The following is a 26,354-nucleotide window of genomic DNA, read 5'->3' on the forward strand; positions in this document are numbered from 1 at the left end:
CAACAGACACCGGTATTTCAACCCTCTCCGCGGAGTATCACGAATGATAGAGCGGGGAGAGAGGGATAACCGTGAGAATCTCGTTCTCGTGGGCCGGACCGAACGTTCACGTCGCTGGCGGACCGAGAGGCGGTATGGACGCCGATTCGTTCCGCGAGTCAGTCGAGACGGCGAAGCGAACCCAACTCGACCGGCTCGGCTCGTCGAAGCTCCTGTTGGCGCTGACCGAGGCGGACCTCTCCGAGCCGGCGGTGCTCCGCGCCGCCGCGTACTCCGAGCACGCGGCCCGCGGGACGTTCGCGGCGTGGGCCGAAGACGAGACGGACGAGGAAGCGAGCGCCGCGTTCGAGGCCGCCGCGGCGCAGGAAGCCGAGCACCTCGACCGCGTCCTCGGCGCGCTCGACGAGGCGGTCGACCTTCCCGACGAACCCGGCGTGATGCACGCGTACCTCCGCGGTCGCGAGGACGCTATCGAGCGGGTCGCCGCCGGCATGGTCGGCCGCGGCCTCGTCTCGATTCGGACCCACACGCAGGTCATCGGCTTCTTCGTCAACGAGGCGGACGAGCCCCGCGCCGACCTCTTTCGCGACCTGAAAGCCGAGACCGAAGAGACGCTTGCGACCGGCCTCGACCTCTTGGCCGACCGCTGTGCGACCGACGACGACTGGGAGCGCGCCCGGATGGTCGCAGAGTACGTCGTCCAACTGGCGTACGACGACTACGCCGACGGCCTCGCCGAACTCGGCGTCGACCCGAAGCCGCTCTGCTGAGTCGACGCCGCGACGCCCGGCCCGCACTGCCCCGCACCGCCCAGCCCCGCACCGCCGACCCAATCTATTCGTGTCCCCGAGTGGTAGCCGATGGTATGACTTCCGAGGTTCGCGGGCGCGTCGAGGCGCTCTACACCGCGCCGTCGAAGGGTGAGCCGATGGTCTCCCACGAGGCCGTCTCGGTCGCGCGAGGCGGCATCGAAGGCGACCGCTACTTCGACGGCGACGGCTTCTACTCGGCGACCGACGGCTGTCAGGTGACGCTCGTCGACGCCGCGGTGCTGGACGACGCGGCCCGCGAGTACGGCCTCGACCTCGCAGACGGCCAACACCGCCGTAACGTCGTCGTCCGCGGCGTCGACCTCGACGCCCTGCTCGACGCGACGTTCCAACTCGGCGGGGCCGAACTCCGCGGGACGAAGCTCAGGCCGCCGTGCGCGTATCTCGCGGACCTCGTCGGCGACGACGACGTGGGCGAGGCGCTCCGCGAGTCCCGGGGCGGCATCTGCGCGGACGTGCTCTCTCCCGGCCGGGTCGCCGTCGACGACGACCTCCGCGTGACCGAGGCGAACCCGCGGGAGATGGGCCGCCAGCTAGCCGAGCGACTCCGCGGCGAGCGAGTCGAAGACGGCGGCGAAGCCGCGGCGAACCACGGAGAACGCGGAGACGACAACGAATGACCGGCGGCGGCGACGATACGGCCGCCGGAACCCCGGTCGAGCGCGCGAAGGCCGCGCTCGCGGCGCTCGGAGCCGACGGCGACGCCCCGAGTCGGCGTTCGCGGTCGACGACGGCCCCGACGGTCGCCGTCGCCCCCGGCCGCGTGAACCTCGTCGGCGGGCACACCGACTACAACGACGGCCTCTGCCTCCCGATGGCCGTCGACCGCCACGTCGCGGTCGCGGCCCGTCCCCGAAGCGACGACCTGCTCCGCGTCCGCGCCGCCGATTTCGACGAGACGGCCGAACTCGCCCCCGACGACGACCCCAAGGGCTGGGCGGCCTACGTCGCCGCGGTCGCGCGCGTCCTCCGCGAGGACGACCCAATCAGCGGCGCGGACCTCGCTATCGCATCCGACGTGCCGACGGGCGCGGGACTCTCCTCGTCGGCCGCGCTCGAACTTGCCGTCGGCCGCGCGCTCCTCGCGGTCTCCGGCCGCGACCTCCCCGCCGCCGACCTCGCGCTGGCGTGCTGGCGGGCCGAGCGCGAGGGCGTCGGCGTCGAATGCGGCATCCTCGACCAGTTCTCGGCGGCGCTGTGCGAGGCCGATTCGGCGCTCTCTCTCGACTGCCGGAGCCGCGAGACCGAGCCGGTCCCCCTCGGCGACGGCGTCGGCGTCCTCGTCATCGACACCGGCGTCTCCCACGAACTGACCGAGTCGGGCTACAACGACCGCGTCCGCGAGTGCGCGGCGGCGCTCGATACCCTCCGCGAGGACGCCGACCGCGACCTCGACTCCCTGCGCGACGTGGACCGCGACCTCCTCGACGCCCACGCCGACGCGCTGGACCCGGTTCACTTCCGCCGCGTCCGGCACGTCGTGACCGAAAACGAGCGCGTCCGTCGCGCCCGCGACGCGCTCGCCGCGGGCGACCTCGACCGCGTCGGCGACGCGATGCTCGCGGCCCACGACAGCCTGCGCGACGACTACGAGGTGAGCTGTCCGGAACTCGACGCGGCGGTCGAACTCGCCGCCGGGACGCCGGGGGTCTACGGCGCGCGGATGACCGGCGGCGGCTTCGGTGGAAGCGCGGTCGCGTTAGTCGATGACGACGCGCTCGACCGAGCCGAGCGCGCGATTCGAGACGCCGCCCCCGAGCGCGTCGGCCCCGACGCCGACGTGTTCGCCTGCCGCCCCTCCGCCGGCGTTCGACTGGTCGGTGAGGAGTGAGCGCGAGCCGACGGCTCCGCGCGGTGTCTCGTGAAAAATCGAACGCGGGGCCGTGAGTTCGGGGTTGGATTCTGCTTCGGCTTCCGCCTCGTCGAACGAGGTGAATCAGAGATTCACCGGCTTGACGAGTCGTTTCACTCCTCGTCGAATAGTGTCGAGCGAAGCTCGACTGATTCGACTTCGGCTTACGCCTCGTCGAACAGCGTCTCGCCGTCGACCATGTGCTCTTCGACGGTGTCCATGTCCAGCGTCACGCCGAGGCCCGGCTTCTCCGGAATCTCGATGTAGCCGTCCTCGATGACCGTCTCCTCGACGAGGTCTTCCCACCAGCCCAGCTCGTAGGAGTGGTACTCGACGGCCAGCGAGTTCGGAATCGCCGTGCCGACGTGCGCCGACGCCATCGTCGCGACCGGCGACGAGACGTTGTGCATCGCGACCGGCACGTAGTACTGGTTCGCCACGTCCGCGATTTTCTGCGTCTCGCGCATCCCGCCGACCTTCGGCATGTCCGGCGCGACGATGTCAACGGCCTGGTTCTCGATGAGGCGGCGAAGCTCCGTCACGCGGTAGCGGTTCTCACCGACCGTGATGGGCGTGAGCGTGGACTTCGTGACCTCCTCCTGCACGTCGAGGTTCTCCGGCGGGACGGGGTCTTCGAGCCACCACACGTCGTAGTCTTCCAACTCAGCCGCGAGGCGCTTGGCGCTCCCGCCCGAGAACGTCCAGTGGCAGTCGAACGCCACGTCCGCCTTGTCCTTGACGCGCTCTGTGACCTTCTCGACGATTTCGGCCTTGTGCCGAATCTCGCCGGGGCGCAGGTGGCGGTTCGCGCGGTCCTTCTCGTGGCCCGAGGGCACGTCGAGGTCGAACTTCAGCGCGTCGTAGCCGAGTTCGTCGACCACGCGCTCGGCCTCGTCGGCGCACGCTTCGGGGTCGGCCTCCTCCTCGGTGTGGCAGTCGCAGTAGACCCGCACCTTGTCGCGGTACTTCCCGCCGAGAAGCTGATAGGCGGGGATGTCGAGAATCTTGCCCGCGAGGTCGTGGAGCGCGACTTCGATGCCGGCGATGGCGGTGACGGTGACGCCCTCGACGGAGCCCTCGCCGGACATCTTCTGAACGAGGTGCTCGTACAGGCGGTGGATGTCGAGGGGGTTCTCACCGATGACGAACGGCTTCATGCGCTCGATGAGTTCGGGCACGCCCGCGCCCCAGTAGGCCTCGCCGGTGCCGACGACGCCCGCGTCGGTGTAGATGCGGACGAGCGTCCACGGGAAGTTGCCGTCGACCATCGTCGTCTGCACGTCGGTGATTTCGACGTCGCGGCCGCCGCCGCGCTTCGCCGTCACGCCCATCGTCTCCGCCGACAGCTCTCGCATCGTGTACTCCGCGTTCGGGTCGTGTAAGTCCGCGTAGTTCTTACCCATGAAGGGTGGTTTACTCGGACGTTAGTAAAGTTTTCCCGACCGGGACAGCTCTCCGCTCGGGTCTCGGGGGGACGGGACGCGAAGTCAGACCGGTGCGCGCCGGTCGAGCGAGTCGCGGAACGTCGCTCTGAGGAGCGCGTCGAGGTCGGCGGGGAGTTCGAGTCGGCGGAGGTCGGTGTCGGGGTCCGTCTCGGGGTCGAGGTCGATTCCGCGGCGTCGGACCGCGAGGAGTCGCCAGAGATACGCGAATCTGAGCAGGCGCATCGCGTCCGGCACGTCGGCGTCGCTTCTGACGCGGTAGGTCACCCACGTCGACTCGGGCACCACGCGGTGCGGGTCCGCGAGGCCGTCGGTGAGGAGCGCGTCGCGGACGCGCCTCGTGAGCGCGAGGTCGACGACGCCGGCGTCGTGGACGTGACCGAGTTCCCTGCCAGCGACGACGAACGCCGTCCCTCCGAAGCGATGCGGCGCGGTCTCGACGCCGGGCCAACGCGAGACGCGCGAGACGATTCTGTCGATTGCGGCGGTCATTCGACGACTGTACGCGCTCCGAGAAGATAACGACAGAGCCGAAGCGGGTCAGACCCCCGCGAGAGACTGGCATTTGGGGTCGTTCGACATCGCGTACCCGGGCGATAACCACAGGCTTTCCGGACATTCAGTTCACCAAGAGAGTACGTCGAAAATAGACCCTCAGAGCGGCGCGATATTCGCGGATTAACACGGGTTAGGAACGCGAATTTTCGCATCCCGTGACGGGTTCCGACCGCGCAAGCACCGCGGGTGCTGGGTTCCGCGCGGAGCGCGTCGGTCCACGCCGGCGGCGAGCGGTAGACGAGTCGTAACGAAACCCTCGGGAGACGAACAACAGTTCGAACCATGTCTCTGACCCCCACGGATGTACCACTGCGGGGAATCGACCCCGACTCTCGGGAGGCCGACAGATGAATCTCGGCCAGCTCGGCGTCGGCGTCGTCGTCCTCGTCATCGTCGTGTTCGCGCTCCTCTCCGGCGGGGTGAACACGCCCGAGACGCCCGCCCCGGCCGACGACGCCGACAGAAGCATCGGCGCCGACGTGACAGAGCCCGACGCGGACGACGCGCCGCCCGAGGACTCCGACCCCGGAACCGAACAAGAGCCCGTCGTCGCTGACGACGACGGGGCCGACGACGCGGGCGACGACGGCACCGCAAACGAGAGCGGAAGCGAGAGCGGGACGTTCGAGACGGTCGAGACCGGCGACGACGACACCGACTCGCCGACGAGGACGACCAGACCGCGTGGCAGTCCGGTCGGCGTCTCGGACTACAATGACGGTGACGACGGCTCGTCCGACGACTCGTCTTCGGACGATTCGACCGACGACAGCACCGACGATTCGGGCGACGACGATTCGAACACCGATGATTCGAACACCGATGATTCGAACGGCGAAGACTCGAACACCGATGATTCGAACACCGATGATTCGAACGGCGAAGACTCGAACACCGACGACACCGGCTCGTCATCGGACGACTCGACCGACGACGCCGGTGACGACACTGGCGACGACTCGGGCGACGGTTCGAGCGGTGGCGACTCGGGTGACGACATCGGGATGTGCACGGTGTAAACTCTGGACACCGTGGCAACGCGACACCCTCAGTCGACTAGGAGATTGAGGGCGTAGGCGGTCCGGAGCACCGACGCGGCGTCGCCGCGGGGAAACACCAGTTCGTCGGTCTCGCGGACGTGGTCGAGCACGCCCGGCGAGGAGTGCTCGGGAGCCGCCGCGAGCCCGCAGTCGTTTGCTGCTGCCCACCGCATCACGTCGAGGTCGGACTTCGAATCGCCCATCACGAGGACGAACGGGTCGTCCACCCCGAGCACGTCGAGCGCGGCGCGGACGCCCGCCGCCTTGTTCAGGTCGACCGCCGAGAGCTCCGCGGCGTCGGCGTGGTAGTACGCGACCGTCACGCGTTCGAGCGTCTGTGCGACGGGGTCCGGAATCTCCGACTCCGCGTCCGAGTCGGGAAGCGCGTCGCGGGCGTCGAGCACGTCGCGTATCTCCGGGTCGCGCGCCGCGAAGTACGCCCGCGCCCAGTCGGAGCCGGCGGGGTCGTCGGTGAGCGCCTCGCCGAGGAGGTCCAGCAGGTAGACGAGCGCGCCGTCGATGACTTCCTCGGCGTCGTCGCTGCCGGTCTCGAAGTTCGGCTTGAGCGTGACGTTGAACTCGTTTCCCTGCAAGTGGACGCCACCGCGGAGCGCGTCGGGGAGGTCGCGGATGACGCGTCCGCGGACCGATTCGAAGACCGACTGCACCGAGTCGTCGAGCGTCTCGTAGAGGAGGCGCTTCGTGTCCGAGCCGTGACCGGGCGTGAAGACGCCGGTGCCGGCCTCGTAGACGATGCTCACGTTCCCCGAGTGGACGAGTTCGTTGCCGAGTCCCTGAATTGCGAAGCCCTTGACGTTCTCCAAGGTCTGGCCGGTGCAGATGACGATGGGGACGCCCCGCTCGTGGAACTGCGTGAGGAGATGCAGCACCTCGCGGGGAATCTCGTTGTCCGTCTGGCCCGCAGAGCGCAGCGTCTCGTCCACGTCGAGGACGAGCGCGTTCACCGCCCGTCCGTACTTCGTGTAGAGGTCGAGGGCGGTGAACGCCTGGTCCCGCGTCGCACGCGCGGCGAGTTCCGCGTAGCGGTCGCCGTCCGAAAGCGCCCGGCGGATGCGGTCTTTCTTCCCCGCGAGTTCGTCGTCGACCTGCTGCCAGTGCGACAGCGCCACCGGCGAGCCGAGCGGCGGCAAGAGGTCGACGAAGTCCTGTGCGTCCCGGACCGCGTCCGCGTCGAAGTTCCCGTACAGTCTGTACAGGAGGTCGTACCGCTCCATGACTCGGGGTCGTCACCCAACCGCATTAAAGCCGCGTGAGAGGCGGGTCGCCTCGCGGCGGCTCGTCGGGGCGGGGTCGTCGGTCGGTCGCGGTCGTCCGCGGTCGGTCTGCCCCGCAACTCTGATACCGACCGGCCGACGACGTGTGCACATGGCACATTGGACCGACAGCATCGTCGGCGACCGGATGACGGTGGACCGCGAGTTCAACGAGCAGGTGACGAACTCCCGGTTCAACAGTCAGGAGTGGGGGCTCATCATGACGGCGACGGAGTTCGAAATCGAGAACGCGGACGACCCCGAGGCGGCGCGCATCGTCGCCGACACCGAGAAGGTCCCGCAGATTATCCCCGAACTCGACAACATCCGCAGTCAGATGGGCGCGATGGGCGGCGGGGGAGGCGAGTCGTCGTCCGACGGCGGCATCGTCGACTCCATCAAGGGCGCGCTCGGGATGGGCGGCGGCGGCAAGAAAGGCGAACAGGAGAAACTGGAGGCCGCGGAACGACTCACCCAAGAGTACGCCGACGCGCTCCAAGACCACCTCGAAAAGAAAGGCAAGTGGAACCAGGTCCGGGTCAGCTACCTCGAATAGCGGGGAACCCCGCCGGCGCACTGGTGCTCCTCGCGGGAGCGCTCGCGCGATGGCTCGGGTTGTAACGGGCCACCGCGACACCGCCAGAAAAACGCCCGAGCGTCGCTGCCGAGTCGAGTTCAGTACTCGTCGCCGGCGTGGAACAGCGTCCGTTCGCTCGCCTCGTAGATGTTCATCAGTTCGTTGATGAGGTCGTCGTACTCCTCGTCGTCCTCGCGGAGCGCGTCGAGTCGGGCGACCGTCTCGTCGTCGAGGTGAATCTGCGGCATACCTACACCCACGCCGCGTGATGCCTTAAGCGACGTGGGGGCGTCGGATTCGACCCCCTCATCCCCGAGAGCGTCGCCGCTGGGGGAGACGTACGAAACGAAAAACCGGCGGTGTGCCGGGTGGAGACGACGGCCGGTGTCGGCCCGCGATGCGGACGCGACGAGCGCTCGACGGTGAACGAGTCACCGTCCGCGCGGCGTTACTTGAACAGCGACTGGCCGGCGCTGCCGGAGACCTCAGTCAGGTCGGCGTGCACGTCGGCGATGCGCTCGCGGATGTCGCGACCGGCGACGCGGGGGTCGAACACGTCCTTGTTCGGCGACCAGTCGGTCTCGTTGAAGAACGTGTCGCGGGCGTCCGCGACGCCCTCGGGCGGGACGATGGCGTTCGGTTCCTCGTTGTAGCGGTCGTACGCGGTGCGGGTGTACTCGTACTGGTAGCGGGTGTCCTTGTTGACCTTGCAGATGCCGTGTTTGAGCATCTCTTGCAGTTGGTCGGGCTGGACCCCCGAGGAGCCGTGGAGGACGAGCGGCGTGTCGAGGCCGTGGTCGCGCAGGGCTTGCCGGATGTCGTTGGCGAGGTCCGGACGGAGTTCGAGGTCCTTGCCCTTGGCGACGCCGTGCTGCGTGCCGACGGAGATGGCCAGCAGGTCCGCGCCCGTCTTGTCGACGAACTCGACGGCCTGTTCGGGGTCCGTGTAGAACGCCTCCTCGGCCTCGATTTCGTCCTCGACGCCCTTTATCTGGCCGAGTTCGGCCTCGATGAGCACGTCGGAGCCCGCGGCCTCGACCATCTCGACGACCTCGCGGCTCGTGGCGACGTTCTCGTCGAACGGCTCGTGGGACGCGTCGATCATGATGGACGACGGGATGTCGAGTTCGATCTGTTGCTCGATGAACTCGAGGTCCGTCTGGTGGTCCATGTTGAGGAAGACGCCGATGTCGTACCGCTCGGCGATGGTCTCGATGTAGTTCCCCATGGCCTTCAGACCCGCGACGGCGTCGCCGTCGCCCGCGAACCGACAGGCCCCGCCGCTCATCTGCAACAGGAGGTCCGAGTCCATCCGGTCGGCCCCCTCCATGAGACCCATCATGATGTTCGGCTCCGCGATGTTACTCGCGATGAGGCCGAATCCTTCGTCGAGCGCCTCGTCGTACACTGTGGCGAGTTCCTCCCCGCCGTAGAACGGCATTATGCGTTCACCTCGGTTTCGACAACGACTGCGAGACTAATAATGTATGGGAAGCGAGTTTCGATTCTGCACGTTTTCGTTTGTTCGCGTTCGAGTTAATTTCCATCGCCCGACAGAGCGCCGCCGCTGGAAGCGAGCGAAAAAACGGAAAAGCCGTCGCGGGGGTTACGAGAACAGCTTCTTCAGGCGGGCGAACAGCCCCTTTTCGGGGTCGCCGCCGCGGCGCACGGGCTCGTCCGACTCCGCGGCGTCGGCGTCGGCGGACGAGTCGTCGGCACCGGCGTCGGCGTCCTCGCCGTCGTCACCGCTTCCGAACGTGACCGAGCCCGTCTTGCCGGCCTCGGCGAGTTCGACGGCCTTCTGCACGACGGCCTCGGCGTTGTTCACGCCGTCTTTGACCGTCCCCTTGAGGACGAGCTTGCCGTCGAAGCGGTCGCGGCTGACAGACGTGTCCGAGGTGATGATGACCGCGTCCGCCTCGGCGATGGCGTCGGAGGCCAGTTCGTCCTGCGTGCCCATCGCGCCCTGAACCTCGACGTCGATGTCGTGGCCGAGGCGCTCGCCGGCCTGCAGAAGGTTCTCGGCCGCCATCTGGCTGTGTGCGATTCCGGTCGGACAGGATGTGACTGCGACGAGTTTCATTGGTCTAGTGTAAGGATTTCCGCGACTTCAGCCTTCGTGTCGGCTTGGAGGACGCGCTCCGCGAGGTCGCGGGCGTCCGCGGTGTCGGTCTCCGCGACGGCCGCCTTGACCTGCGGCACCGTCACGGCGCTCATGCTCAGTTCGTCGAGGCCGAGCCCGACGAGCAGTTCGGTGAGGTCCGGGTCGCCCGCCATCTCGCCGCACATGCCGACCCAGCAGTCCTCGCCTTCGGCCGCCGAGACGGTGGCGTCGATGGCGCGGAGGACCGCCGGCTGCCGGTAGTCTCCGAGCTCAGAAACGCGCTCGTTGCCGCGCTCGGCGGCCATCACGTACTGCGCGAGGTCGTTCGTCCCGATGCTGAAGAAGTCGACGTGCGGCGCGAACTGGTCGGCCATGAACGCCGCGGCGGGCGTCTCGACCATGATGCCGAACTCGGGCAGTTCGTTTGCGACGCCCTCGGCGTCGAGGTCGGCGGCGACCGACTCGAACCGCTCGCGGCCGGCGCGAAGCTCCTCGACCGTCGAGACGAGCGGGAGCATCACCGACAGGTTCGCGCCGTCGGCGCTGGCCGCCGCGCGCAGGAGCGCGCGGACCTGCGTCTCGAAGAGGTCCGCGTCCGGGCCGAGCGACCGGCGGATGCCGCGCTCGCCGAGGAACGGGTTCTCCTCGTCCGGCAGGTCGAGATACGGGACCGGCTTGTCGCCGCCGATGTCGAGCGTCCGGACGACGACGCGCCCGCCGTCGAACGATTCGAGCGCCTCGACGTACGCCTCGTACTGCTCGTCTTCGTCCGGCGGCGACTCGCGGTCGAGGAAGAGGAACTCGGTGCGGAACAGGCCGACGCCGTCGGCCCCGCGGTCGACGGCCGGCCCGAGGTCAGCCAGCGTACCGATGTTGGCGGCGACCTCGATGTCGACGCCGTCTGCGGTCTCGACCGGCTCGTGTCGGATGTCAACGTCGGCGGCGGCCGCGGCGGCCTCCTTGCGCTCGTCGCTCGGGTCGACCACGAGGTCGCCCGACTCGCCGTCGACGACGACCTCGGTGCCGTCCTCGACGGACTGGAGCTCCTCGCCCACGCCGACGATGGCCGGCAGGGCGAGCGAGCGCGCGAAGATGGCCGCGTGGGAGGTGCGGCCGCCCGTCACGGTGACGAAGCCGGCGACGCGCTCCGGGTCGAGTTGCGCCGTGTCGCTCGGCGTGAGCCGCTCCGCGACGACGACGCTCCCCTCCGGCAGCGACGAGAGGTCGACGCGCTCGCCGTCCGAGAGGACGCGCACGAGTCGGTCGCGCACGTCGCGGAGGTCGTCGGCGCGCTCGCCCATGCGACCGCCCATGTTCTCGAACTGCTCGACGAACTCGGTGAACGTCTCCTGCACGGCGTGTTCGGCCGGGAGCCCGCCCTCGATGGCGTCGGAGACGCCGTCGGTTATCTGCGGGTCGTTGAGGAACTGGACGTGCGCGTCGAACACCGCGGCCTCCTCCTCGCCGACGCGTTCGGCGGTCCGCTCGCGCTCGGCTTCGAGTTCGTCTTCGGCGGCCGCGCGGGCGTCCTCGAAGCGGGCCAGTTCGGCCTCCGCGTCCACGTCTGCCGGGGCCGGCGGCTCGGGGAGGTCCGCGTCCGGGCGGTACCAGACGACGGTGCCGACGCCCGAAAGCGGTGTCACGCCGATGCCGGAGAGGGTTCGTTCGGTCATAGCTTACTGTTTGGCTTCAGGCGTGGAAAGGATATCTTCTAGGGCGTCGAGTGCCGCTTCCGCGTCGTCGCCCTCGGCGACGAGTCGGACGGACTCGTCGTGGCCGACGCCGAGGCCGGTGACGGCGAGCATGCTGGCGGCGGGGACGAGGTCGTCCTCGTCGGCGCGGCCGAGCTGTACGTCGGCGTCGAACTCGTTTGCGGTCTCGACGAACTGCGAGGCCGGGCGGGCGTGCAGCCCGTCTTCGGGGACGACCGTGACGGTTCGCTCCATCACTCGACCACCTCGGCGAGCACGTCCTGGACGGTCTGTTTGCTCTCGGCTTCGAGGAGCTTCTCGCGCACGTCCTCGTGCATGAGCGACCGCGAGAGGGCGCTCAGAATCTGCAGGTGGTCCTCGCCGCCCGCCGCGGGGACGAGAATCATAAAGAGGAGCTTCGCCGGCTTGTCGTCCATGGCGTCGAAGTCGATGCCCTCGGTCGAGCGAGCGAAGGCGACCGTCGGCTTCGAGACGGCGTCGGTCTTCGCGTGCGGGATGCCGATGCCGAAGCCGACGCCGGTCGTCGCCTCCTCCTCGCGTTCGAGGAGGGCGTCGAGCGCGGCGTCGCGGTCGTCGACGCGACCGGCGTCGACCGCGAGGTCGAGGAGGAACTCGATGGCCCCCTCCTTCGTCGCCGGCGGCTCTTCGAGCGATATCAGTTCGAGCGGTGTGATGGTGCTGATGTCAGTGACGTCCATTGTATTGTGCTTCGTTCGAGTCTGGAAAGATTAGTTCGGTGTGGTCAGTCGTCGGAGCTCTGGGCCGCCATCTTGGCGTCGAAGTTCGGCTTGATGGCCGTCGCGATGACGGCGGTCACGATGGAGCCCAGCAGGATGCACGCGATGAACATGAACGGCTGGTTCGACAGCGGAACCACGAAGATGCCGCCGTGCGGAGCCGGCATGTTCACGCCGAGCGCCATCGAGGCCGCGCCGGCGACGGCGCTCCCGGCGACGACGCTGGGAATGACGCGGGCCGGGTCGGCGGCCGCGTACGGAATCGCGCCCTCGGTAATGAACGAGAAGCCGAGGAGCACGCCGCTCTTGGCGTTCTCGTACATCTCGGCCGCGTACTTCTGCGGCGCGATGAAGTTCGACAGCGCGAGACCGATGGGCGGGACCATCCCCGCAATCATGACCGCGGCCATCGGTGCGGTGACGCCCTCGGAGATGAGGCCGACGGAGAACACGTAGGCGACCTTGTTGACGGGGCCGCCCATGTCGGCCGCCATCATCGCCCCGAGGATGCCCCCGAGGAGAATCGCCTGTCCGCCGCCCTGCATATTGCTCAGGAACTCGGTGAGCCCCGCGTTGGCGATGGAAATCGGAACGCCCAGCACGAACAACATGACGGGCGTGAGCACCGCCGTCGTCGCCACCGGAATGAGAAGCACGGGCATCATCGGTGCGATGAACTCGGGCACGTCGCGCTGCTTGAACCAGCGCGCGACGACACCGGCGAGGAAGCCGGCGACGATAGCGCCGAGGTAGCCCGCGCCGGCGGAGCCGCCCTGGAGACCGATGACGTCACCGGCCGCTTGCAGGACGTTGCCCTGCTGGATGATGTACGACAGGATGAAGCCCGGTGCGAGGCCCGGTCGGTCGGCGATTGCGTACGCGATGTACGCGCCGAGAACCGGAACCATGAGCGTCAGCCCGGCGCTCCCGATCTGCGCGAGGAACCAGCCGGCGGTCCCCGTGCTGTTGAACACGTCTTGTACGTTGTTCGAAAGCGAGGCTACCGCGTAGCCCAGCGCAAGGAAGATTCCGCCGATGGTCACGAACGGAATCATGAACGATACCCCGGTCATCAGGTCCTCCTTCACCGAAGTGAGGTAGGACCGAACTGCGTCTTCTGCGTCGTTTGCCATAGTGTTGCCACCCCTACGAAAGAACGTACGCAAATGTGCTCAAAAACCCTTTCGAATATGAACGTTACTGCGTGTTTCGGTCGTTAACAAACGTTCATCCGAGAGTCACCGGGTCCGAACGGTCGCCACCTCGACGTGCGTCTCGTTCGTCAGCACGTCTTCGAGGTCCGGGACGCGGGTCCCGGCGACGCCGACGACGCGGGACGCGGTCAGCACGCCCATTCGGAGCGCGTCGGCGTCCGAGAGGCCGTGTTCGCGCGCGGCGAGGAAGCCGGACATGACGGCGTCGCCCGCGCCGACCGTGTCCACGACCTCCACGTCGAGCGCGGGCGCGGAGAGCACCTCGTCGTCGGTGACGAGGAGCGCGCCGTCCGCGCCGAGCGACGCCAACACGTACTCGAATCCGCGCGCGTGAAGCTCCTCGGCGGCCTCGACGGCGTCGGCTTCGGTCTCGACGGTCCGGCCCGTCGCCGCCGCGAGCTCAGAGCGATTGGGTTTGCAGACGTAGTAGTCGGCGTCCAGTTCGGCGAGATACTCGCCGCCCATGTCCACCGCGATTTTCCAGTCGCCCGCGCGGGCGAGCCTGTCCACGTCGGAAAGCGACATCCCCGGCGGGAGACTGCCGCCGACGAGCAGCGTGTCGGGCTCGTTCGCCTGCGCGGTCTCGACGAGTTCGTCCACGTCGGCTGCACGAATCTGCGGGCCGTTGTGATTGAGTTTGTACTCGCCGTCGTCCGCGAGGACGGTCGTGTTGAGGCGGGTGTCCGCGTCGACGGTGACGAAGTCCGAGGCGATGCCGTCGGCGTCGAGTCGGTCGCGGACGAACTTCCCGAAGTGGCCGCCGAGAAAGCCCGAGGCGGTCACGTCGGCGTCGAGCGCCGAGGCGTACTTGGCGACGTTGATACCCTTGCCGCCGGCGGTGAACACCGCGTCGTCGGTCCGGTGGACGACGCCGGTCTGAAGCGGTTCGTCGAAGTGAATCGTGTGGTCGACTGCTGGGTTCGGGGTGACTGTGAGAATCATCGTGCAACTCCGTCGACGACGGTGACGCCCGCGCTCTCTATCTCCTCGCGCGAGTCGGCGTCGAGCGTCCCGTCGGTGATAAACAGGTCAATCTCTTCGAGCGATGCGAACTGGACGAAGCTCCGTCGACCGAGCTTCGAGAGGTCCGCGACGAGGACGACCTTCGCGGCCTTCTCGACCATCAACTCCTTCATCCGCGCCTCGTCCTCGTTCGGGGTCGTGAGGCCGGATTCCACGTCTAAGGCGTTCGTGCCGAGGAACAGCAGGTCGAAGTTCGTCCGCTCCATGAACGACTCCGCGGTCGGTCCCACGAGCGCCTTCGTCCGCCGGCGGAGCGTCCCGCCCGTGAGTTTGACCTCGTTGTCCTCCTCGTTCAGTTCGATGGCGAGCCGCGGCGAGTTGGTGACGCCGAGTATCGTCCCGTCCTTGGGGACTTTGCGGGCCACCTCCATCGTGGTCGTCCCGGCGTCGAAGAACACGACCTGCCCCTCGGCCAGTTCCTCGACCGCGCGGTCCGCGATTGCGCGTTTCCCTTCGAGATTCTGTACTTCCTTCTGCCCGTAGGTCTGCTCGCGCCCGACGGAGGTCACGGGGACGGCCCCGCCGTGCGACCGCTCGATGAGCCCACGGTCTTCGAGTTCGCGCAGGTCACGACGTATCGTCGCCTTCGAGTAGCCGAGATGGTCTGACAGCGACTCGACCGACCGACCGTCCGAGTCGGAGACGAGTTCGACGATGCGGCGTTTGCGCTCTGCTGGTAACATCGGTGGCGATTCCTCGTTACGAGGAAGGTAGGTCGGGGAGTAGTGTTAATTGTTTATGTTGGATTCCGACCGTATCTGCTCGAAACAGCCGAATCCCACACAGGAACGAAAACGGGGTGTTCGTCGATGAGAAAACGATCAGAAACGAAAACGAGCGTGTTCGAAACGAACGCCGAATCGCCGGTTCGGCGGGTCGCCGGCGCTCAGAGTCGGTCGAGAATCGCGGCGGTCACGTCCTCCGTGGAGGCGTCGCCGCCGAGGTCGGGCGTGCGCGGCCCGTCGGCGAGGACGCCTTCGACGGCCGACCGGACGCGGTCGGCTTCGGCCTCGTGGTCGAGGTAGTCGAGCAGCATCGCCGCGGACAGAATCGTCGCGGCCGGGTTGGCGATGCCCTCGCCGGCGATGTCGGGCGCGGAGCCGTGGACCGGTTCGAACAGCGCGGCGTCCGGGCCGATGTTCGCCGAGGGGAGCAGTCCGAGGCCGCCGACGAGGCCGGCGGCGAGGTCGGACAGCACGTCGCCCGCGAGGTTCGGACAGACGATGGTGTCGAACTGCGTGGGGTCGAGACAGACGCGCGTCGCGAAGGCGTCCATCAGGACCTCCTCGGTCTCGACGCCGCGCTCGTCGGCGACGGCGACGACGGCGTCGCGGAAGCGACCGTCCGTCTCGCGCATCACGTTCGCCTTGTGGGCGACCTGGAAGCTGCCGCCCTCGCCGCCGACGTAGTCGCAGGCGTACTCGGCGAGTCGCTCGGACGCCGAGGTGGTGACGACGCGCGTGAGCGTCGAGAGGTCCTCGGAGAGGCGGTCCTCGTGGCCCGAGTAGACGCCTTCGGTGTTCTCCCGGAGGAACACGAGGTCCGTCTCCGGGCGGAGCGCGTCGACGCCGGGGTAGGCCTTCGCCGGGCGGACGTTGACGAAGGAGTCCACCGCGGTCCGAAGCGGCAGGATGACGTCCGCCGCGGTCTCGCCGGCCGCGCCGAACAGCGTCGCGTCGGCCTCGGCGGCGAGGTCGTACGTCTCCTGCGGGAGCGCCTCGCCGGTCTCTTCTTTGACGTGGTCGCCGGCGTCGGCCTCGACGAACTCGAAATCGCCGACGGCCTTCAGCACGTCAACCGCCGCCGGGATGACCTCCGCGCCGATGCCGTCGCCGGGGATGACGACGATTTCCTCAGTCATCGACGTAGGGCAGGGCGGCGGCTTTCTCGGCGACCGCGTCGGCGTTCGACTTCATGAGCGCCGTCGTGTCCCAGACGCCCTCGGTGAGCGCCTTCCGTTGTGCGTCGTCGACGGTCACGTCCACGGTGGTGTCGCCGTAGGTGACCGTCTCGTTTTCCACGTCCACGTCGATGTCGCCGTCCGGGTGCTCGTCGACCCAGTCCTGGAGTTCGGTGACCGTCTCGTGGTCCGCGGTGACCGTCGGGATGCCGAGCGCGAGGCAGTTGCCCGCGAAAATCTCCGCGAACGACTCGCCGACGATGGCGTCGATGCCCCAGCGCATGAGCGCCTGCGGGGCGTGCTCCCGAGAGGAGCCACAGCCGAAGTTGGCGTTGACGACCATGATGGAGGCGTCCTGGAACTGCGGCTCGTTCAGCGGGTGATCCTTGGGTTCGTCGTTCTCGTCGTAGCGCTGGTCGAAGAACGCGAACTCGCCGAGGCCGTCGAACGTGACGACCTTCATGAACCGCGCCGGGATTATCTGGTCCGTGTCGATGTCGTTGCCGCGGATGGGCACGCCGGTGCCGGACGCGGAGTCGATTTCGGGGATTTCGTCGGTCATACCGTGGTCACCTCCTTCAGTTCGCGTACGTCAGTCACTTCCCCGGTGACGGCCGCCGCGGCGACCATGCGCGGGTTCATCAGGACGGTGCGGCCGTCTTTCGACCCTTGCCGGCCGATGAAGTTGCGGTTCGACGAGGACGCGGAGGCCTCGTCGCCCTCCAGTTGGTCCTCGTTCATGCCGAGACACATCGAACAGCCCGCCTCGCGCCACTCGAAGCCGGCGTCCTTGAATATCTCGTCGAGGCCCTCCGCTTCGGCGGCGGCCTTGACGCGCTGACTGCCGGGGACGACCATCGCGCGGACGCTGTCCGCGACCTGTCGACCCTTCACGACCCCCGCCGCGCGGCGGAGGTCGGGCAGGCGAGCGTTCGTACACGAGCCGAGGAACGCCACGTCGATTTCGTAGCCCTCCATCGTCTCGCCGGGCGTGACGCCCATGTGTTCCTGCGCCATCCGGGCGGTGTCCTGCTTCTCCTCGGGCAGGTCTTCGGGGGCCGGAATCGGCTGGGTGATACCGACGCCCTGTCCGGGCGTGGTCCCCCACGTCACGACGGGTTCGAGTTCGGAGCCGTCGATGGTGACGACGTCGTCGTACTCGGCGTCCTCGTCGGAGCGGATGGATTCCCAGTACGGCTTGAGTTCGTCGAACCGCTCGGGGTTCTCCTGGAAGTACTCGGTCTCTTTCAGCCAGTCGTAGGTGGTCTCGTCGGGGTTGACGTAGCCCGCGCGAGCGCCGCCCTCGATGGACATGTTACAGATGCTCATCCGGCCCTCCATGTCGAGGTTCTCGATGGCCTCGCCGGCGTACTCGTAGACGTAGCCGACGCCGCCTTCGGTGCCGAGGCGACGGATGATTTCGAGGATGACGTCCTTCGCTTCGACGCCGGGGCCGAGTTCGCCCGTGACCTCGATTTTCCGCACCTTCTTCTTCTCCATCGCGACGGTCTGGGTCGCCAGCACGTCGCGAATCTGGCTCGTCCCGATACCGAACGCGAGCGCGCCGAACGCGCCGTGGGTCGAGGTGTGGCTGTCGCCGCAGACGATGGTCATGCCGGGCTGAGTGAGTCCCTTCTCGGGCCCGATGACGTGGACGATACCCTGCTCGCCCGACGTGGGGTCCGAGAAGTTGATGCCCGCTTCGCGGACGTTCTGCTCCAGTTCGGCCATCATCTCCTCGGCGGCGTCGTCGCGGAACGGCCGCGACTGGTCCGACGTGGGGACGATGTGGTCGACCGTCGCGTGCGTCCGGTTCGGGTAGGCGACTTCGAGGTCGCGCTCCTGCAACATGCCGAACGCCTGCGGGCTCGTCACCTCGTGGATGAGGTGCAGGCCGCAGAACAGCTGCGTCTGGCCGGTCGGCAGCTCCGAAACCGTGTGTTCCTCCCAGACCTTGTCGTACAGCGTTCCCTCACTCATGTCCGTCACCCGGTACGACGCGGTCGTCGCGGCCGCGTTCCCAGACCTGGTTCGCGCCCTCGCCGTTGCGGGGCGTGTGGTCCACGTCGCCCATCGTCTCCGTCTCGGTCGGCTCCGTGGTCGCGGGCGTCGCGTCGCTCCGACCGCCGTCGGTGACGGCCGGGCCGCGCTCGTAGACCGTGGTGAACGTCTCGCCCGTATAGGGGTTGGTGTGGCTGATGTCTCGCATTCGGTCGGTCGTGTCGTCGCGTGTCATTGGTGTCGTGTTCAGTCGTCCGCCGGCGCTTCGGCTTTCTCCGCGTCCGCCTCGTCTTCCTCGTCGGCCCACGCGAACAGATCGCGCAGCGGCGCGCCGACCTGTTCGATGTGGTGGTTCTCCTCTGCGTCCTTGAGCTGGGAGTACGACGGGCGGCCCGCCTGGTTCTCCAGAATCCACTCGCGGGCGAAGGTGCCGTCTTGGACCTCCTCCAGAATCTCCTCCATGTTCTCGCGGGCGTGCTCGTCGACGACGCGGTCGCCGCGGGTCAGCCCGCCGAACTCGGCGGTGTCGGAGACGGAGTGCCACATCTCGCCGAGCCCGCCTTCGTACATCAGGTCGACGATGAGTTTCAGTTCGTTCAGGCACTCGAAGTAGGCCATCTCGGGGGAGTAGCCCGCGTCGACGAGTGTCTCGTAGCCCTGCTTGACGAGCGAGGTGACGCCGCCGCAGAGGACGGCCTGCTCGCCGAACAGGTCGGTCTCGGTCTCCTCCTGGAACGTCGTCTCGATGACGCCAGCGCGGGTGCAGCCGAGGCCGTGCGCGTAGGCCAGCGCCTCCTCCTTGGCGTCGCCCGTCACGTCCTGGTAGACCGCGATGAGACCCGGCGTCCCCTCGTTGGACTCGTAGTTGCGGCGGACGAGGTGGCCCGGCGACTTCGGCGCGACCATCGTCACGTCGACGTCCTCCGGGGGTCGAATCTGGTTGTAGTGGATGTTGAATCCGTGGGCGAACTGGAGCGTGTCGCCGGCGTCCAGCGAGTCTCGAATCTCCTCGAACACCGCCGGCTGGACGGTGTCGGGGACGAGCACGGAGACGATGTCGCCCTCGGCGGCCGCCGCGGCGGGCTCTTTGACGCGGAGGCCGTCGGCTTCCGCGGCGCTTCGGGACGAGGAGTTCGCGCGCAGGCCGACGACCACGTCGACCCCGCTGTCCGCGAGGTTCTGCGCGTGGGCGTGGCCCTGACTGCCGTAGCCGATGACGGCTACGGTCTTGTCGTCGATTTGGGAGCGGTCGGCGTCGTCGTCGTAGTACACTTCGGTGGTGAGTTCTGTCATTGCGTGTTGGTGTTGGGTTTGGTGGGTTCGCCGGAGGTTCCGGGTTCCTCTCCGGGGACGGTCTTCTTCGAGCCGTGGGCGAGCGCGGTCTGGCCGGTCCGGGCGATTTCGATGATACCGAACCGTCGGAACGCGTCCACGGCGTCGTCTATCTTGCGCTCGTCGCCGGTGAGCTGGACCGTGATGGTCTCCGGCCCGGCGTCGAGGGTGCGGCCGTCGTACATCTCCGTGATGGCGTGGACCTTGTCGGGGTCCTCGCCGCGGACCTTCAGGAGGACGAGTTCCGCGCGGACGGCGTCGTCGTCCAGCTCGCCGACGGAGATGACGGGCTTGAGCTTCGCGAGCTGTTTTTCGATCTGGTCGATGCCCGGTTCGGGCTCCTCGACGACCATCGTGATGCGGGAGTGGTCCTCGACTGTCGTCGGGCCCACGGTGAGGCTCTCGATGTTGAACTGACGGCGGGCGGCGAGGCCGGCGACGCGCGAGAGCACGCCGGGTTCGTCCTCGACGATGGCCGAAAAGACCGCGCGCCGCGGTTCGTGTTCCGATTCCGCTTCGGGGTCGATGCGGATGCCCTGCGCGTTGCGGCGGCCGTCGGGGTGCGGCCGCTCGTCGGGCGCGGGGCCTTGCAGTCCTGTCCGATTGTCGCTCATAACTGGTCCTCCGAGAGTGCGAATTTGCCGTTCGCGCCGCCCGAGGAGACCATCGGATAGACGTTCTCCGCCGGGTCGACGTGGAAGTCGATGACCGAGGGGCCGTCGTACGCGAGCGCTTCCTCGATGACGTCGGGAACCTCCTCGTAGGAGTCGACGGTCCAGCCGCGCGCGCCGAACGCCTCGGCGAGCTTGTCGAACTGGGGACACCAGTCGTAGCCGGCGGCCATGCGTCGGCCCTCGAAGAAGGCGTCCTGCCACTGGCGGACCATCCCGATGTACTCGTTGTTCAGGATGGCGACCGTGATGTCGAGGTTCTCGCGGACGGCGACCGACAGCTCCTGAATCGTCATCAGGAACGAGGCGTCGCCGTCGACGCAGACGACCGTCTCGTCGTCGTCGGCCGCGACCCGCGCGCCGATTGCGGCGGGCAGGCCGTAGCCCATCGTGCCGAGACCGTGGGACGAAACCCACCGCCGCGGCTCGGTGAACGTCCAGTACTGGGCGGCCCACATCTGGTGTTGACCGACGCCGCTCGTGACGATGGTCTCGTCGGGCGTGGCCTCGTCGAGCGCCTCGACGACGAACTGCGGCTTCAGCGGCTCGTTGTCCGGGGCCGCGTAGTCCATCGGGTAGTCGTCTTTCCACGCGAGACACTGGTCGACCCACTCGCGCGCGTCGGGACCCTCGTCGAGTTCGGCGTCGACGCGCTCGATGGCGCGGCCGGCGTCGCCGACGACCGGGTAGTCCGCGTGGACGTTCTTCGAGATTTCCGCCGGGTCGATGTCGATGTGGACGACTTCGGCCTCGGGCGCGAACGTGTCGATGCCGCCGGTCAGGCGGTCGTCGAACCGCGTGCCGACCGCGATGAGGCAGTCGGTGTGCGTGATGGCCATGTTGGCGTAGCCGGTGCCGTGCATCCCCGCCCACGAGAGGCAGAGTTCGTGGTCCTCCGGCATCGCGCCGATTCCGGGCATCGTGGTGACGACCGGAATCCGGTGCTCGGTCGCGAACTGCCGGGCCACCTCGGTCGCGTCGGCCTTGACGACGCCGCCGCCGAACAACAGGAGGGGCTTCTCCGCGCGCTCGATTGCGCGCGCGGCGGCCTCGACCTGCGAGTCGGCCGGGTCGGTGCGGGCGCGGCACGTCTCGGGGGGCTGTGCCGGCCCCGGCTCGGTGTCGGTCTCGTTGAGCGAGACGTCCTTCGGGAGGTCGACGAGCGTCGGGCCGGGTCGGCCCTCGGCGGCGAGCGCGAACGCTTCGCCGACGGTGTCGCCGACGGTGTCGGGCGACGAGGCGAAGTAGTTGTGCTTCGTGATGGGCGCGGTGACGCCCGTGGTGTCGGTCTCCTGGAACGCGTCGGAGCCGACCATGTCGGACGGGACCTGTCCCGTGAGCGCGAGCACCGCGTCGGAGTCCATGTTCGCGTCGGCGATGCCGGTCACGAGGTTGGTCGCGCCCGGACCGGACGTGGCGAGACAGACGCCGGGGTCGCCGCGAACGACGCCGTACGCGTCGGCCGCGTGCGCCGCGCCCTGCTCGTGGGCCATCGTCACGTGACGGATGTCGGAGTGGTACAGCGCGTCGTAGATGGGCATTATCGCCCCGCCCTGCACGCCGAAGGCGGTCTCGACGCCGGCGTTTTCGAGGGCGCGGACGACGGCCGTCGAACCCGAGGTGACTTCGGTCGGCGTCTGGGCCGCGTCGTCGGCGGCGTCGGTCGCGTCGGGGTCGGTCGTGGCTGCGGTTCGTTCGCTCATGTGTGGGCTCCGTGGTGTGTGGTCGGTCGTCGATACGGGCTGTCTGGTGACTGCGTGTGGTGCTGGTGCGCCATTGTAGGGACTGCGGACGTGTCTGAAAACGGTGCGAATACGCGGGACGGAGAGATGGTGTGGTAGGGGGCTATGCCCCTACAATAATGAGCGACCGAATCGCAGCGACGGCGGCGGCGCTGGCCCCGGCGTCCGGGGTCGCGCGAACCGCGTGTTCGTCGTGCGAGGTCATCGTATGCAACACGTCCGTCCCGTCGGTAATAATGTTTTCGCGGCGGGCAACGATTGCACGCCGGTCGGGAGGTCGGACGCGTGCAGGGCGGTCGCCCCGTAGGGCCACAGCCCGGCGCCATCAGGCCCGGACCTCCTCCTCCGTGTCGTCCTCGTGGGTGATACCCACGTCGCGGGCGAACACCTCGAGCGTCGAATCGTCGACGCGTTCTTTCTCCGCGCCGTGGTCTTTGACGCGGCGGGTGACCTCCCGGACCTCGGCGTCCGAGGGGTCGAACCCGATGTCTGCGAGGCGCTTTCGCACCGAGTGCGTCCCCGTGTGCTTGCCGAGTACGAACTCGCGGGTCGCGCCGACCATCTCCGGGGTCATGACGCCCGGTTCGAACGTGTCGGCGTTCTCGATGACGCCGGCGGCGTGGATGCCGCTCTCGTGAGAGAAGGCGTTGCGGCCGACGACCGGCTTGTTCGCCGGGACCGGGATGTCGGACGCCGCCTCGACGACGCGAGCCAGCTCGGTTATCTTCGTCGTGTCGATGCCGGTGTCGACGCCGTAGAGGGATTCGGCCGCCATGACGACCTCCTCGTAGGCGGCGTTGCCGGCGCGCTCGCCGATGCCGTTGACCGACACCTGCGCCTGTGCCGCGCCGGCCTCGAAGCCGGCCATCGCGTTCGCCGACGCCAGACCGAAATCGTCGTGCGCGTGCACGTCGATTCTCGCGTCGGTGTGTTCCCTGACCGTCGCCACCATGCGGGCGAAGCGAGTCGGCGTCGCCACGCCGCAGGTGTCCGGCAGGTTGATCCAATCGACGCCCGCCTCGGAGACGGCTTCGACGACTTCGATGAGGAAGTCCTCGTCCGTCCGGGTGGCGTCCATCGGTGAGAACATTACTTCAACGCCCGCGTCGCGGACGTGTTCGACACTGCGGACGGCCCGCTCGACGGCTTCCTCGCGGGAGGCGTGCATCGAGTCGGCCAACTGGACGTCGCTGGTGCTCACGAACGTGTGCACCATGTCCACGCCGGAATCCAGCGCGGCTTCGATATCCTTGTCGACGACGCGGGCCAACCCGCACGTCGTCGCGTCCGTCGAAGCAGCGATATCTGCGACTGCTTCGAACTCCGCCTCCGAGTTCACCGGGAACCCGGCCTCGATGACGTGGGTACCCATGTCGTCGAGGGTCTCGGCGATGTCGCGCTTTTCCTCGTAACTGAACGAGGTTCGCGGTGACTGTTCGCCGTCGCGGAGTGTCGTGTCGAAGATTCGTACGTCTTCGATTTCAGATTGTTGGGCTAATGTGCCCTGGAAGAACTCGACCCGCCGGGGAACCCGACGAATCCTCCGTGTCTTTGTGAGACATCGTGTCAGTCACGTGCTCGAACTCCTATTTAAACGTTTCTCCCCGACAGTATCACGAACGTTCAGTGGGTGTTACGTGACAACCTCTCTCGGGGGTAATCGCAGTACCTAAACGGCCTTATATGATTTCATGACATATATTGACTTGATACGTGAGCTCACCGTTCGATAGCCACGGAACGATAATACAACTAAATAGAGTTTAGAAACAAAATTTAGCACCCGGTGCGCGCACCGACGACTGGACAAACGTGGATCGAAACGCGACTGTCGTGTGAAACGTGATAACAATGCTCGCTTTGCGCACTCGGAGGCGAACGCATGCCCCGACCGAACCCTTTTCTCGTCGCTCGACAACCGGGCGGGTATGGGCGATTTCAATCTCAACTTGCAGACGGCCGAAGAACACCTCGACGAGGACGACGCCGAGGGTGACGTCGTCCTCGGCGTCCTCGACGGCTCGACCCCGCCGGAGGAGTGGGTCCAGTCCGTCGCCCGCGGCAACGTCCTCTTTCTCGCCATCGAGGGCGACCTCAACAAGCTCGCGTCGGGCTTCGCACGCGATATCAAGGATATGGACGGCCAGTTGATGCACTTCCGGAAGTTCCTCGTCGTCTCCCCGCCCGGCGTCGATATCAACACCGACAACCTCTGACCGGGCGGCCCGTGTTGCGGTCGTCGCGGCCGGCCAGCAATCGGCAATCGGCAATCGGCTACCGGCTACCAGCGACTGACGACCGGCGACCGGCGAGGAGCGGCGCGAGAACCGGGCGCATCGGCCGCGGGGAGAGTCCTTATGCGCCGCGCGCCCCAGCATACTGGCATGCCGATGAAAGGTCAGGGCACGTCCGACCTCCGCGAAATCGACCGATGGGACCACGGCGTCGGCTGGCTCGCACACCCCGACGAGACCATGCAGCGCGCCAGCCACGCCGTCGAAATCGACGGCGACGTGTGGGTGTTCGACCCCGTCGATGCCCACGGCGTCGACGACCTGTTCGCCGAGTTCGACGACGTGGCCGGCGTCGTCGTCGGACTCGACCGGCACAAACGCGACGCGGCCGCCATCGCTAACCGCCACGAGGTCCCCGTCTACGTCGCCTCGTGGATGACCGACGTGGCCGACGACCTCGACGCGCCCGTCGAGCGCTTCGGCGCCGACCTCGCTGATTCCGGCTTCGAGGCGTTTCGCATCATCGACCGCGCCGTCCCGCCGTGGCAGGAAGTCGGCTTCTATCACGACGCGTACGACCTGCTCGTCGTCCCCGAGTCGGTCGGCACCGTCGACTACTTCTGCGCCCGCGGCGAGCACCTCGGCGTCCACCCGATGGTCCGGCCGTTCCCGCCGCGGCGCGTGCTCTCCCGGTACGATCCCGACCGACTGCTCGTCGGCCACGGCGCGGGCGTGCCGGTGGACGCGGGCGACGAACTCCGAACCGCTCTCGGGAACGCCCGCCGAAACCTCCCGAGCGCCTACGTCCGGGCGTTCTCCTCGATGCTCTCGAACTGATGCCCAACGAGACGGCCGACGACGACGAGAATCCACTGGACGCGGAGGCGACACCCGAGCGCACGACCGAAGGAGAGACCGCCGAACCCCGACCGAGCGAGACCGCCGAACCCGAGCGCCGACGAGTTCACGTCACGCGCGGACTCGTCGACCTGCTGCTCGATATGGCCGAAGACGCCGAGCCGTCGTCGGTGAACCTCGTGCTCGCTCCGACACCCGCGGGCGAGTTCGACGCGGACCTCGGCCTCGACCCTGAGACGCCCGTGCTCACACACTTCTACATGGCCGAGGCCGGCCAGTCCGTGAGCGCCGTCTTCGGGATGGACCTCGGAACGCCCGCCGGGCGCGGCCGCGCCCGCTTTCTCACGCACCCGCAGGGGCCGTTCGAACTCACGGAGCGCGACGACCTCGCGGCCGTGGTGCTCCTCGCGGTCCCCCCGTGGGAGCGGCGGACGCTCGCCGCGTTCGACCGCGCCGGTCGGAAGTTAGAACTCGCCGTCCTCGACGCCGAGCCACCGCAGGAAGAACTCGACTGAGCCGACCGCGTTCCGCTGCCCGGCGCTGCCGGCCCGCGCGCGGCGGCCGCTCGCCTCGGTCGACTACCGCAGGTAGCCGAGGTCGGTCAGTTGCTCCGCGATTTCTTGGAACTCCGCCTCCGAGAGATCGCCGCCGGAGCGCTCGTGCTGGATGACGATGCTGCGCAGGAGGAACCGGACGAGATCGCTCGTGCTCGAGAAGGTGGTTCCTTCGATGGTGTCGTCGACGCGAGCGGCCAACTCCTTCGGAATCGAGACCGTCGTGTACTCGGTCATGGGTCGACCGTGGCACCGGGCGAGGTTAACCCCAACGGTGGCGACCGGGACCGTCCGGCGCGGTTTCCCGGCGTTCACTGGCGATTTCGCCGGAGGTCGGGGGTTTTTCCATGCGGGGCGTACTATACACGTTCGATGGCCGCGAGACCGCCGCAGAACGATACGTCGGAGCCGGACTCAATCGAATTCGGTATCGCCGCGCTCGCCGATGACGTCGACACCGCAGACATCGACTACCCGGCAGACGCGACCGAGATCACACGGGCGCTCGACGACGTTTCCGTGCCGATTGACGCCGCGGGCAATACGGTCGCGATAAGCGACGCCCTCGCCGCCGCGCCGAAAGACCGATTCGACTCTCGCCGGGACCTCTTGGAGACGCTTCACCCGGTGTTCGAGGAGTTCCGCGCGAAGGCCTCGAAGAGCCTGATGGGTCGGCTTCGTTCGCTCGTCCCGTTCTGA

General features: G+C 67.8%; 30 protein-coding genes. 9 read left to right on the forward strand and 21 right to left on the reverse strand.

What is annotated here, in order from left to right; translation table 11 throughout:
- The first annotated feature begins 134 nt into the window (after positions 1-134).
- The 3 genes from DVK03_RS07380 to galK all read left to right on the forward strand — a co-directional run bounded on the left by DVK03_RS07380 (position 135) and on the right by galK (position 2,661).
- Entirely contained in the window at positions 135-770 is a 636-nt protein-coding gene (locus tag DVK03_RS07380) for a hypothetical protein (protein ID WP_004063320.1), read from the forward strand.
- Positions 771-865: 95 nt separating this feature from the next.
- Complete coding sequence (locus DVK03_RS07385) at positions 866-1,450, forward strand: MOSC domain-containing protein (RefSeq protein WP_115802591.1); 585 nt, start codon at positions 866-868, stop codon at positions 1,448-1,450.
- A complete protein-coding gene (galK, locus tag DVK03_RS07390) occupies positions 1,447-2,661 on the forward strand; it encodes a galactokinase (protein ID WP_115802592.1) in 1,215 nt (404 codons plus the stop codon). Before DVK03_RS07385 ends, galK begins: the two co-directional genes overlap by 4 nt.
- 185 nt (positions 2,662-2,846) lie before the next feature.
- Here the strand turns inward: galK and DVK03_RS07395 are convergent, their stop codons facing one another.
- Positions 2,847-4,085: a mandelate racemase/muconate lactonizing enzyme family protein gene (locus DVK03_RS07395; RefSeq protein WP_115802593.1), complete on the reverse strand. Its 1,239-nt coding sequence runs from the start codon at positions 4,083-4,085 to the stop codon at positions 2,847-2,849.
- Between the two features lie 84 nt (positions 4,086-4,169).
- On the reverse strand, positions 4,170-4,616 hold the full coding sequence (locus DVK03_RS07400) for a luciferase family protein (protein ID WP_115802594.1): 447 nt from the start codon (positions 4,614-4,616) through the stop codon (positions 4,170-4,172).
- A gap of 413 nt (positions 4,617-5,029) precedes the next feature.
- Between DVK03_RS07400 and DVK03_RS07405 the strand changes: the two genes are divergently transcribed.
- Positions 5,030-5,701 carry a hypothetical protein gene (locus DVK03_RS07405; protein ID WP_115802595.1) on the forward strand — a complete coding sequence of 224 codons (672 nt, stop codon included), beginning with the start codon at positions 5,030-5,032 and terminating at the stop codon, positions 5,699-5,701.
- 29 nt (positions 5,702-5,730) lie between these two features.
- Here DVK03_RS07405 and DVK03_RS07410 read toward each other — a convergent pair whose 3' ends face one another.
- Entirely contained in the window at positions 5,731-6,957 is a 1,227-nt protein-coding gene (locus tag DVK03_RS07410; RefSeq protein ID WP_004063308.1) for an HAD family hydrolase, read from the reverse strand.
- Between the two features lie 151 nt (positions 6,958-7,108).
- Here DVK03_RS07410 and DVK03_RS07415 point away from each other — a divergent pair, with 151 nt between their 5' ends.
- Positions 7,109-7,552, forward strand: coding sequence for a DUF5799 family protein (locus tag DVK03_RS07415; protein ID WP_004063306.1), 444 nt, complete (start codon positions 7,109-7,111; stop codon positions 7,550-7,552).
- Positions 7,553-7,671: 119 nt separating this feature from the next.
- Here the strand turns inward: DVK03_RS07415 and DVK03_RS20030 are convergent, their stop codons facing one another.
- From DVK03_RS20030 to DVK03_RS07495, 17 genes are all read right to left on the reverse strand, one after another.
- The gene (locus DVK03_RS20030; protein ID WP_004043442.1) at positions 7,672-7,821 is read right to left on the reverse strand and encodes a hypothetical protein; all 150 of its coding nucleotides are present in this window, start codon (positions 7,819-7,821) and stop codon (positions 7,672-7,674) included.
- A gap of 200 nt (positions 7,822-8,021) precedes the next feature.
- Positions 8,022-9,014 carry a class II fructose-bisphosphate aldolase gene (gene fba / locus DVK03_RS07420; protein WP_004043441.1) on the reverse strand — a complete coding sequence of 331 codons (993 nt, stop codon included), beginning with the start codon at positions 9,012-9,014 and terminating at the stop codon, positions 8,022-8,024.
- A gap of 165 nt (positions 9,015-9,179) precedes the next feature.
- Positions 9,180-9,656 carry a fructose PTS transporter subunit IIB gene (gene ptfB / locus DVK03_RS07425; protein ID WP_008606247.1) on the reverse strand — a complete coding sequence of 159 codons (477 nt, stop codon included), beginning with the start codon at positions 9,654-9,656 and terminating at the stop codon, positions 9,180-9,182.
- On the reverse strand, positions 9,653-11,350 hold the full coding sequence (ptsP, locus tag DVK03_RS07430) for a phosphoenolpyruvate--protein phosphotransferase (RefSeq protein ID WP_008606248.1): 1,698 nt from the start codon (positions 11,348-11,350) through the stop codon (positions 9,653-9,655). The genes ptfB and ptsP overlap by 4 nt, the downstream gene beginning before the upstream one ends.
- Before the next feature lie 3 nt (positions 11,351-11,353).
- Positions 11,354-11,623, reverse strand: a complete 270-nt coding sequence (gene ptsH1 / locus DVK03_RS07435; protein ID WP_004970774.1) for a phosphocarrier protein HPr — start codon at positions 11,621-11,623, stop codon at positions 11,354-11,356.
- On the reverse strand, positions 11,623-12,087 hold the full coding sequence (gene ptfA, locus DVK03_RS07440) for a fructose PTS transporter subunit IIA (RefSeq protein ID WP_004970773.1): 465 nt from the start codon (positions 12,085-12,087) through the stop codon (positions 11,623-11,625). The genes ptsH1 and ptfA overlap by 1 nt, the downstream gene beginning before the upstream one ends.
- A gap of 44 nt (positions 12,088-12,131) precedes the next feature.
- On the reverse strand, positions 12,132-13,259 hold the full coding sequence (ptfC, locus tag DVK03_RS07445; protein ID WP_004063295.1) for a fructose PTS transporter subunit IIC: 1,128 nt from the start codon (positions 13,257-13,259) through the stop codon (positions 12,132-12,134).
- 105 nt (positions 13,260-13,364) lie between these two features.
- A complete protein-coding gene (pfkB, locus tag DVK03_RS07450) occupies positions 13,365-14,282 on the reverse strand; it encodes a 1-phosphofructokinase (RefSeq protein ID WP_115802596.1) in 918 nt (305 codons plus the stop codon).
- Complete coding sequence (gene glpR, locus DVK03_RS07455) at positions 14,279-15,046, reverse strand: HTH-type transcriptional regulator GlpR (RefSeq protein ID WP_004043434.1); 768 nt, start codon at positions 15,044-15,046, stop codon at positions 14,279-14,281. Before glpR ends, pfkB begins: the two co-directional genes overlap by 4 nt.
- A gap of 203 nt (positions 15,047-15,249) precedes the next feature.
- A complete protein-coding gene (gene leuB, locus DVK03_RS07460; protein WP_004063291.1) occupies positions 15,250-16,224 on the reverse strand; it encodes a 3-isopropylmalate dehydrogenase in 975 nt (324 codons plus the stop codon).
- Positions 16,217-16,825 (reverse strand): 3-isopropylmalate dehydratase small subunit, encoded by a 609-nt coding sequence (gene leuD, locus DVK03_RS07465; RefSeq protein ID WP_004043432.1) that lies wholly within the window; start codon positions 16,823-16,825, stop codon positions 16,217-16,219. The genes leuB and leuD overlap by 8 nt, the downstream gene beginning before the upstream one ends.
- Complete coding sequence (leuC, locus tag DVK03_RS07470) at positions 16,822-18,243, reverse strand: 3-isopropylmalate dehydratase large subunit (protein WP_115802597.1); 1,422 nt, start codon at positions 18,241-18,243, stop codon at positions 16,822-16,824. The genes leuD and leuC overlap by 4 nt, the downstream gene beginning before the upstream one ends.
- Complete coding sequence (locus tag DVK03_RS07475) at positions 18,236-18,499, reverse strand: hypothetical protein (protein WP_004063287.1); 264 nt, start codon at positions 18,497-18,499, stop codon at positions 18,236-18,238. The genes leuC and DVK03_RS07475 overlap by 8 nt, the downstream gene beginning before the upstream one ends.
- Before the next feature lie 11 nt (positions 18,500-18,510).
- A complete protein-coding gene (gene ilvC, locus DVK03_RS07480) occupies positions 18,511-19,557 on the reverse strand; it encodes a ketol-acid reductoisomerase (RefSeq protein ID WP_004043429.1) in 1,047 nt (348 codons plus the stop codon).
- Positions 19,554-20,210 carry an acetolactate synthase small subunit gene (gene ilvN, locus DVK03_RS07485; protein ID WP_004043428.1) on the reverse strand — a complete coding sequence of 219 codons (657 nt, stop codon included), beginning with the start codon at positions 20,208-20,210 and terminating at the stop codon, positions 19,554-19,556. The genes ilvC and ilvN overlap by 4 nt, the downstream gene beginning before the upstream one ends.
- Positions 20,207-21,970 (reverse strand): biosynthetic-type acetolactate synthase large subunit, encoded by a 1,764-nt coding sequence (ilvB, locus tag DVK03_RS07490; protein ID WP_004063286.1) that lies wholly within the window; start codon positions 21,968-21,970, stop codon positions 20,207-20,209. The genes ilvN and ilvB overlap by 4 nt, the downstream gene beginning before the upstream one ends.
- 364 nt (positions 21,971-22,334) lie before the next feature.
- Positions 22,335-23,579: a LeuA family protein gene (locus tag DVK03_RS07495; RefSeq protein WP_206043199.1), complete on the reverse strand. Its 1,245-nt coding sequence runs from the start codon at positions 23,577-23,579 to the stop codon at positions 22,335-22,337.
- A 358-nt stretch (positions 23,580-23,937) separates the two neighbouring features.
- On the opposite strand from DVK03_RS07495, the gene DVK03_RS07500 reads away from it, so the two are divergent.
- From DVK03_RS07500 to DVK03_RS07510, 3 genes are all read left to right on the forward strand, one after another.
- Positions 23,938-24,225, forward strand: coding sequence for a DUF5779 family protein (locus tag DVK03_RS07500; protein WP_004063285.1), 288 nt, complete (start codon positions 23,938-23,940; stop codon positions 24,223-24,225).
- 168 nt (positions 24,226-24,393) lie between these two features.
- The gene (locus DVK03_RS07505; protein ID WP_115802598.1) at positions 24,394-25,080 is read left to right on the forward strand and encodes a hypothetical protein; all 687 of its coding nucleotides are present in this window, start codon (positions 24,394-24,396) and stop codon (positions 25,078-25,080) included.
- Positions 25,080-25,616 (forward strand): hypothetical protein, encoded by a 537-nt coding sequence (locus DVK03_RS07510; RefSeq protein ID WP_115802599.1) that lies wholly within the window; start codon positions 25,080-25,082, stop codon positions 25,614-25,616. The genes DVK03_RS07505 and DVK03_RS07510 overlap by 1 nt, the downstream gene beginning before the upstream one ends.
- A 63-nt stretch (positions 25,617-25,679) precedes the next feature.
- Here DVK03_RS07510 and DVK03_RS07515 read toward each other — a convergent pair whose 3' ends face one another.
- Complete coding sequence (locus tag DVK03_RS07515) at positions 25,680-25,892, reverse strand: ribbon-helix-helix domain-containing protein (protein WP_004063282.1); 213 nt, start codon at positions 25,890-25,892, stop codon at positions 25,680-25,682.
- A 135-nt stretch (positions 25,893-26,027) separates the two neighbouring features.
- On the opposite strand from DVK03_RS07515, the gene DVK03_RS07520 reads away from it, so the two are divergent.
- Positions 26,028-26,354 (forward strand): hypothetical protein, encoded by a 327-nt coding sequence (locus DVK03_RS07520; RefSeq protein ID WP_004063281.1) that lies wholly within the window; start codon positions 26,028-26,030, stop codon positions 26,352-26,354.

Origin of the sequence: Haloferax sp. Atlit-109R, from assembly GCF_003665865.1 — an archaeon.
Classification (GTDB): domain Archaea; phylum Halobacteriota; class Halobacteria; order Halobacteriales; family Haloferacaceae; genus Haloferax; species Haloferax volcanii.

Coding starts and splice junctions, on each gene's coding strand:
- DVK03_RS07380 (WP_004063320.1), top strand. CDS start 135: ATGGACGCCGATTCGTTCCGCGAGTCAGTCGAGACGGCGAAGCGAACC.
- DVK03_RS07385 (WP_115802591.1), top strand. CDS start 866: ATGACTTCCGAGGTTCGCGGGCGCGTCGAGGCGCTCTACACCGCGCCG.
- galK (WP_115802592.1), top strand. CDS start 1,447: ATGACCGGCGGCGGCGACGATACGGCCGCCGGAACCCCGGTCGAGCGC.
- DVK03_RS07395 (WP_115802593.1), bottom strand. CDS start 4,085: ATGGGTAAGAACTACGCGGACTTACACGACCCGAACGCGGAGTACACG.
- DVK03_RS07400 (WP_115802594.1), bottom strand. CDS start 4,616: ATGACCGCCGCAATCGACAGAATCGTCTCGCGCGTCTCGCGTTGGCCC.
- DVK03_RS07405 (WP_115802595.1), top strand. CDS start 5,030: ATGAATCTCGGCCAGCTCGGCGTCGGCGTCGTCGTCCTCGTCATCGTC.
- DVK03_RS07410 (WP_004063308.1), bottom strand. CDS start 6,957: ATGGAGCGGTACGACCTCCTGTACAGACTGTACGGGAACTTCGACGCG.
- DVK03_RS07415 (WP_004063306.1), top strand. CDS start 7,109: ATGGCACATTGGACCGACAGCATCGTCGGCGACCGGATGACGGTGGAC.
- DVK03_RS20030 (WP_004043442.1), bottom strand. CDS start 7,821: ATGCCGCAGATTCACCTCGACGACGAGACGGTCGCCCGACTCGACGCG.
- fba (WP_004043441.1), bottom strand. CDS start 9,014: ATGCCGTTCTACGGCGGGGAGGAACTCGCCACAGTGTACGACGAGGCG.
- ptfB (WP_008606247.1), bottom strand. CDS start 9,656: ATGAAACTCGTCGCAGTCACATCCTGTCCGACCGGAATCGCACACAGC.
- ptsP (WP_008606248.1), bottom strand. CDS start 11,350: ATGACCGAACGAACCCTCTCCGGCATCGGCGTGACACCGCTTTCGGGC.
- ptsH1 (WP_004970774.1), bottom strand. CDS start 11,623: ATGGAGCGAACCGTCACGGTCGTCCCCGAAGACGGGCTGCACGCCCGC.
- ptfA (WP_004970773.1), bottom strand. CDS start 12,087: ATGGACGTCACTGACATCAGCACCATCACACCGCTCGAACTGATATCG.
- ptfC (WP_004063295.1), bottom strand. CDS start 13,259: ATGGCAAACGACGCAGAAGACGCAGTTCGGTCCTACCTCACTTCGGTG.
- pfkB (WP_115802596.1), bottom strand. CDS start 14,282: ATGATTCTCACAGTCACCCCGAACCCAGCAGTCGACCACACGATTCAC.
- glpR (WP_004043434.1), bottom strand. CDS start 15,046: ATGTTACCAGCAGAGCGCAAACGCCGCATCGTCGAACTCGTCTCCGAC.
- leuB (WP_004063291.1), bottom strand. CDS start 16,224: ATGACTGAGGAAATCGTCGTCATCCCCGGCGACGGCATCGGCGCGGAG.
- leuD (WP_004043432.1), bottom strand. CDS start 16,825: ATGACCGACGAAATCCCCGAAATCGACTCCGCGTCCGGCACCGGCGTG.
- leuC (WP_115802597.1), bottom strand. CDS start 18,243: ATGAGTGAGGGAACGCTGTACGACAAGGTCTGGGAGGAACACACGGTT.
- DVK03_RS07475 (WP_004063287.1), bottom strand. CDS start 18,499: ATGACACGCGACGACACGACCGACCGAATGCGAGACATCAGCCACACC.
- ilvC (WP_004043429.1), bottom strand. CDS start 19,557: ATGACAGAACTCACCACCGAAGTGTACTACGACGACGACGCCGACCGC.
- ilvN (WP_004043428.1), bottom strand. CDS start 20,210: ATGAGCGACAATCGGACAGGACTGCAAGGCCCCGCGCCCGACGAGCGG.
- ilvB (WP_004063286.1), bottom strand. CDS start 21,970: ATGAGCGAACGAACCGCAGCCACGACCGACCCCGACGCGACCGACGCC.
- DVK03_RS07500 (WP_004063285.1), top strand. CDS start 23,938: ATGGGCGATTTCAATCTCAACTTGCAGACGGCCGAAGAACACCTCGAC.
- DVK03_RS07505 (WP_115802598.1), top strand. CDS start 24,394: ATGCCGATGAAAGGTCAGGGCACGTCCGACCTCCGCGAAATCGACCGA.
- DVK03_RS07510 (WP_115802599.1), top strand. CDS start 25,080: ATGCCCAACGAGACGGCCGACGACGACGAGAATCCACTGGACGCGGAG.
- DVK03_RS07515 (WP_004063282.1), bottom strand. CDS start 25,892: ATGACCGAGTACACGACGGTCTCGATTCCGAAGGAGTTGGCCGCTCGC.
- DVK03_RS07520 (WP_004063281.1), top strand. CDS start 26,028: ATGGCCGCGAGACCGCCGCAGAACGATACGTCGGAGCCGGACTCAATC.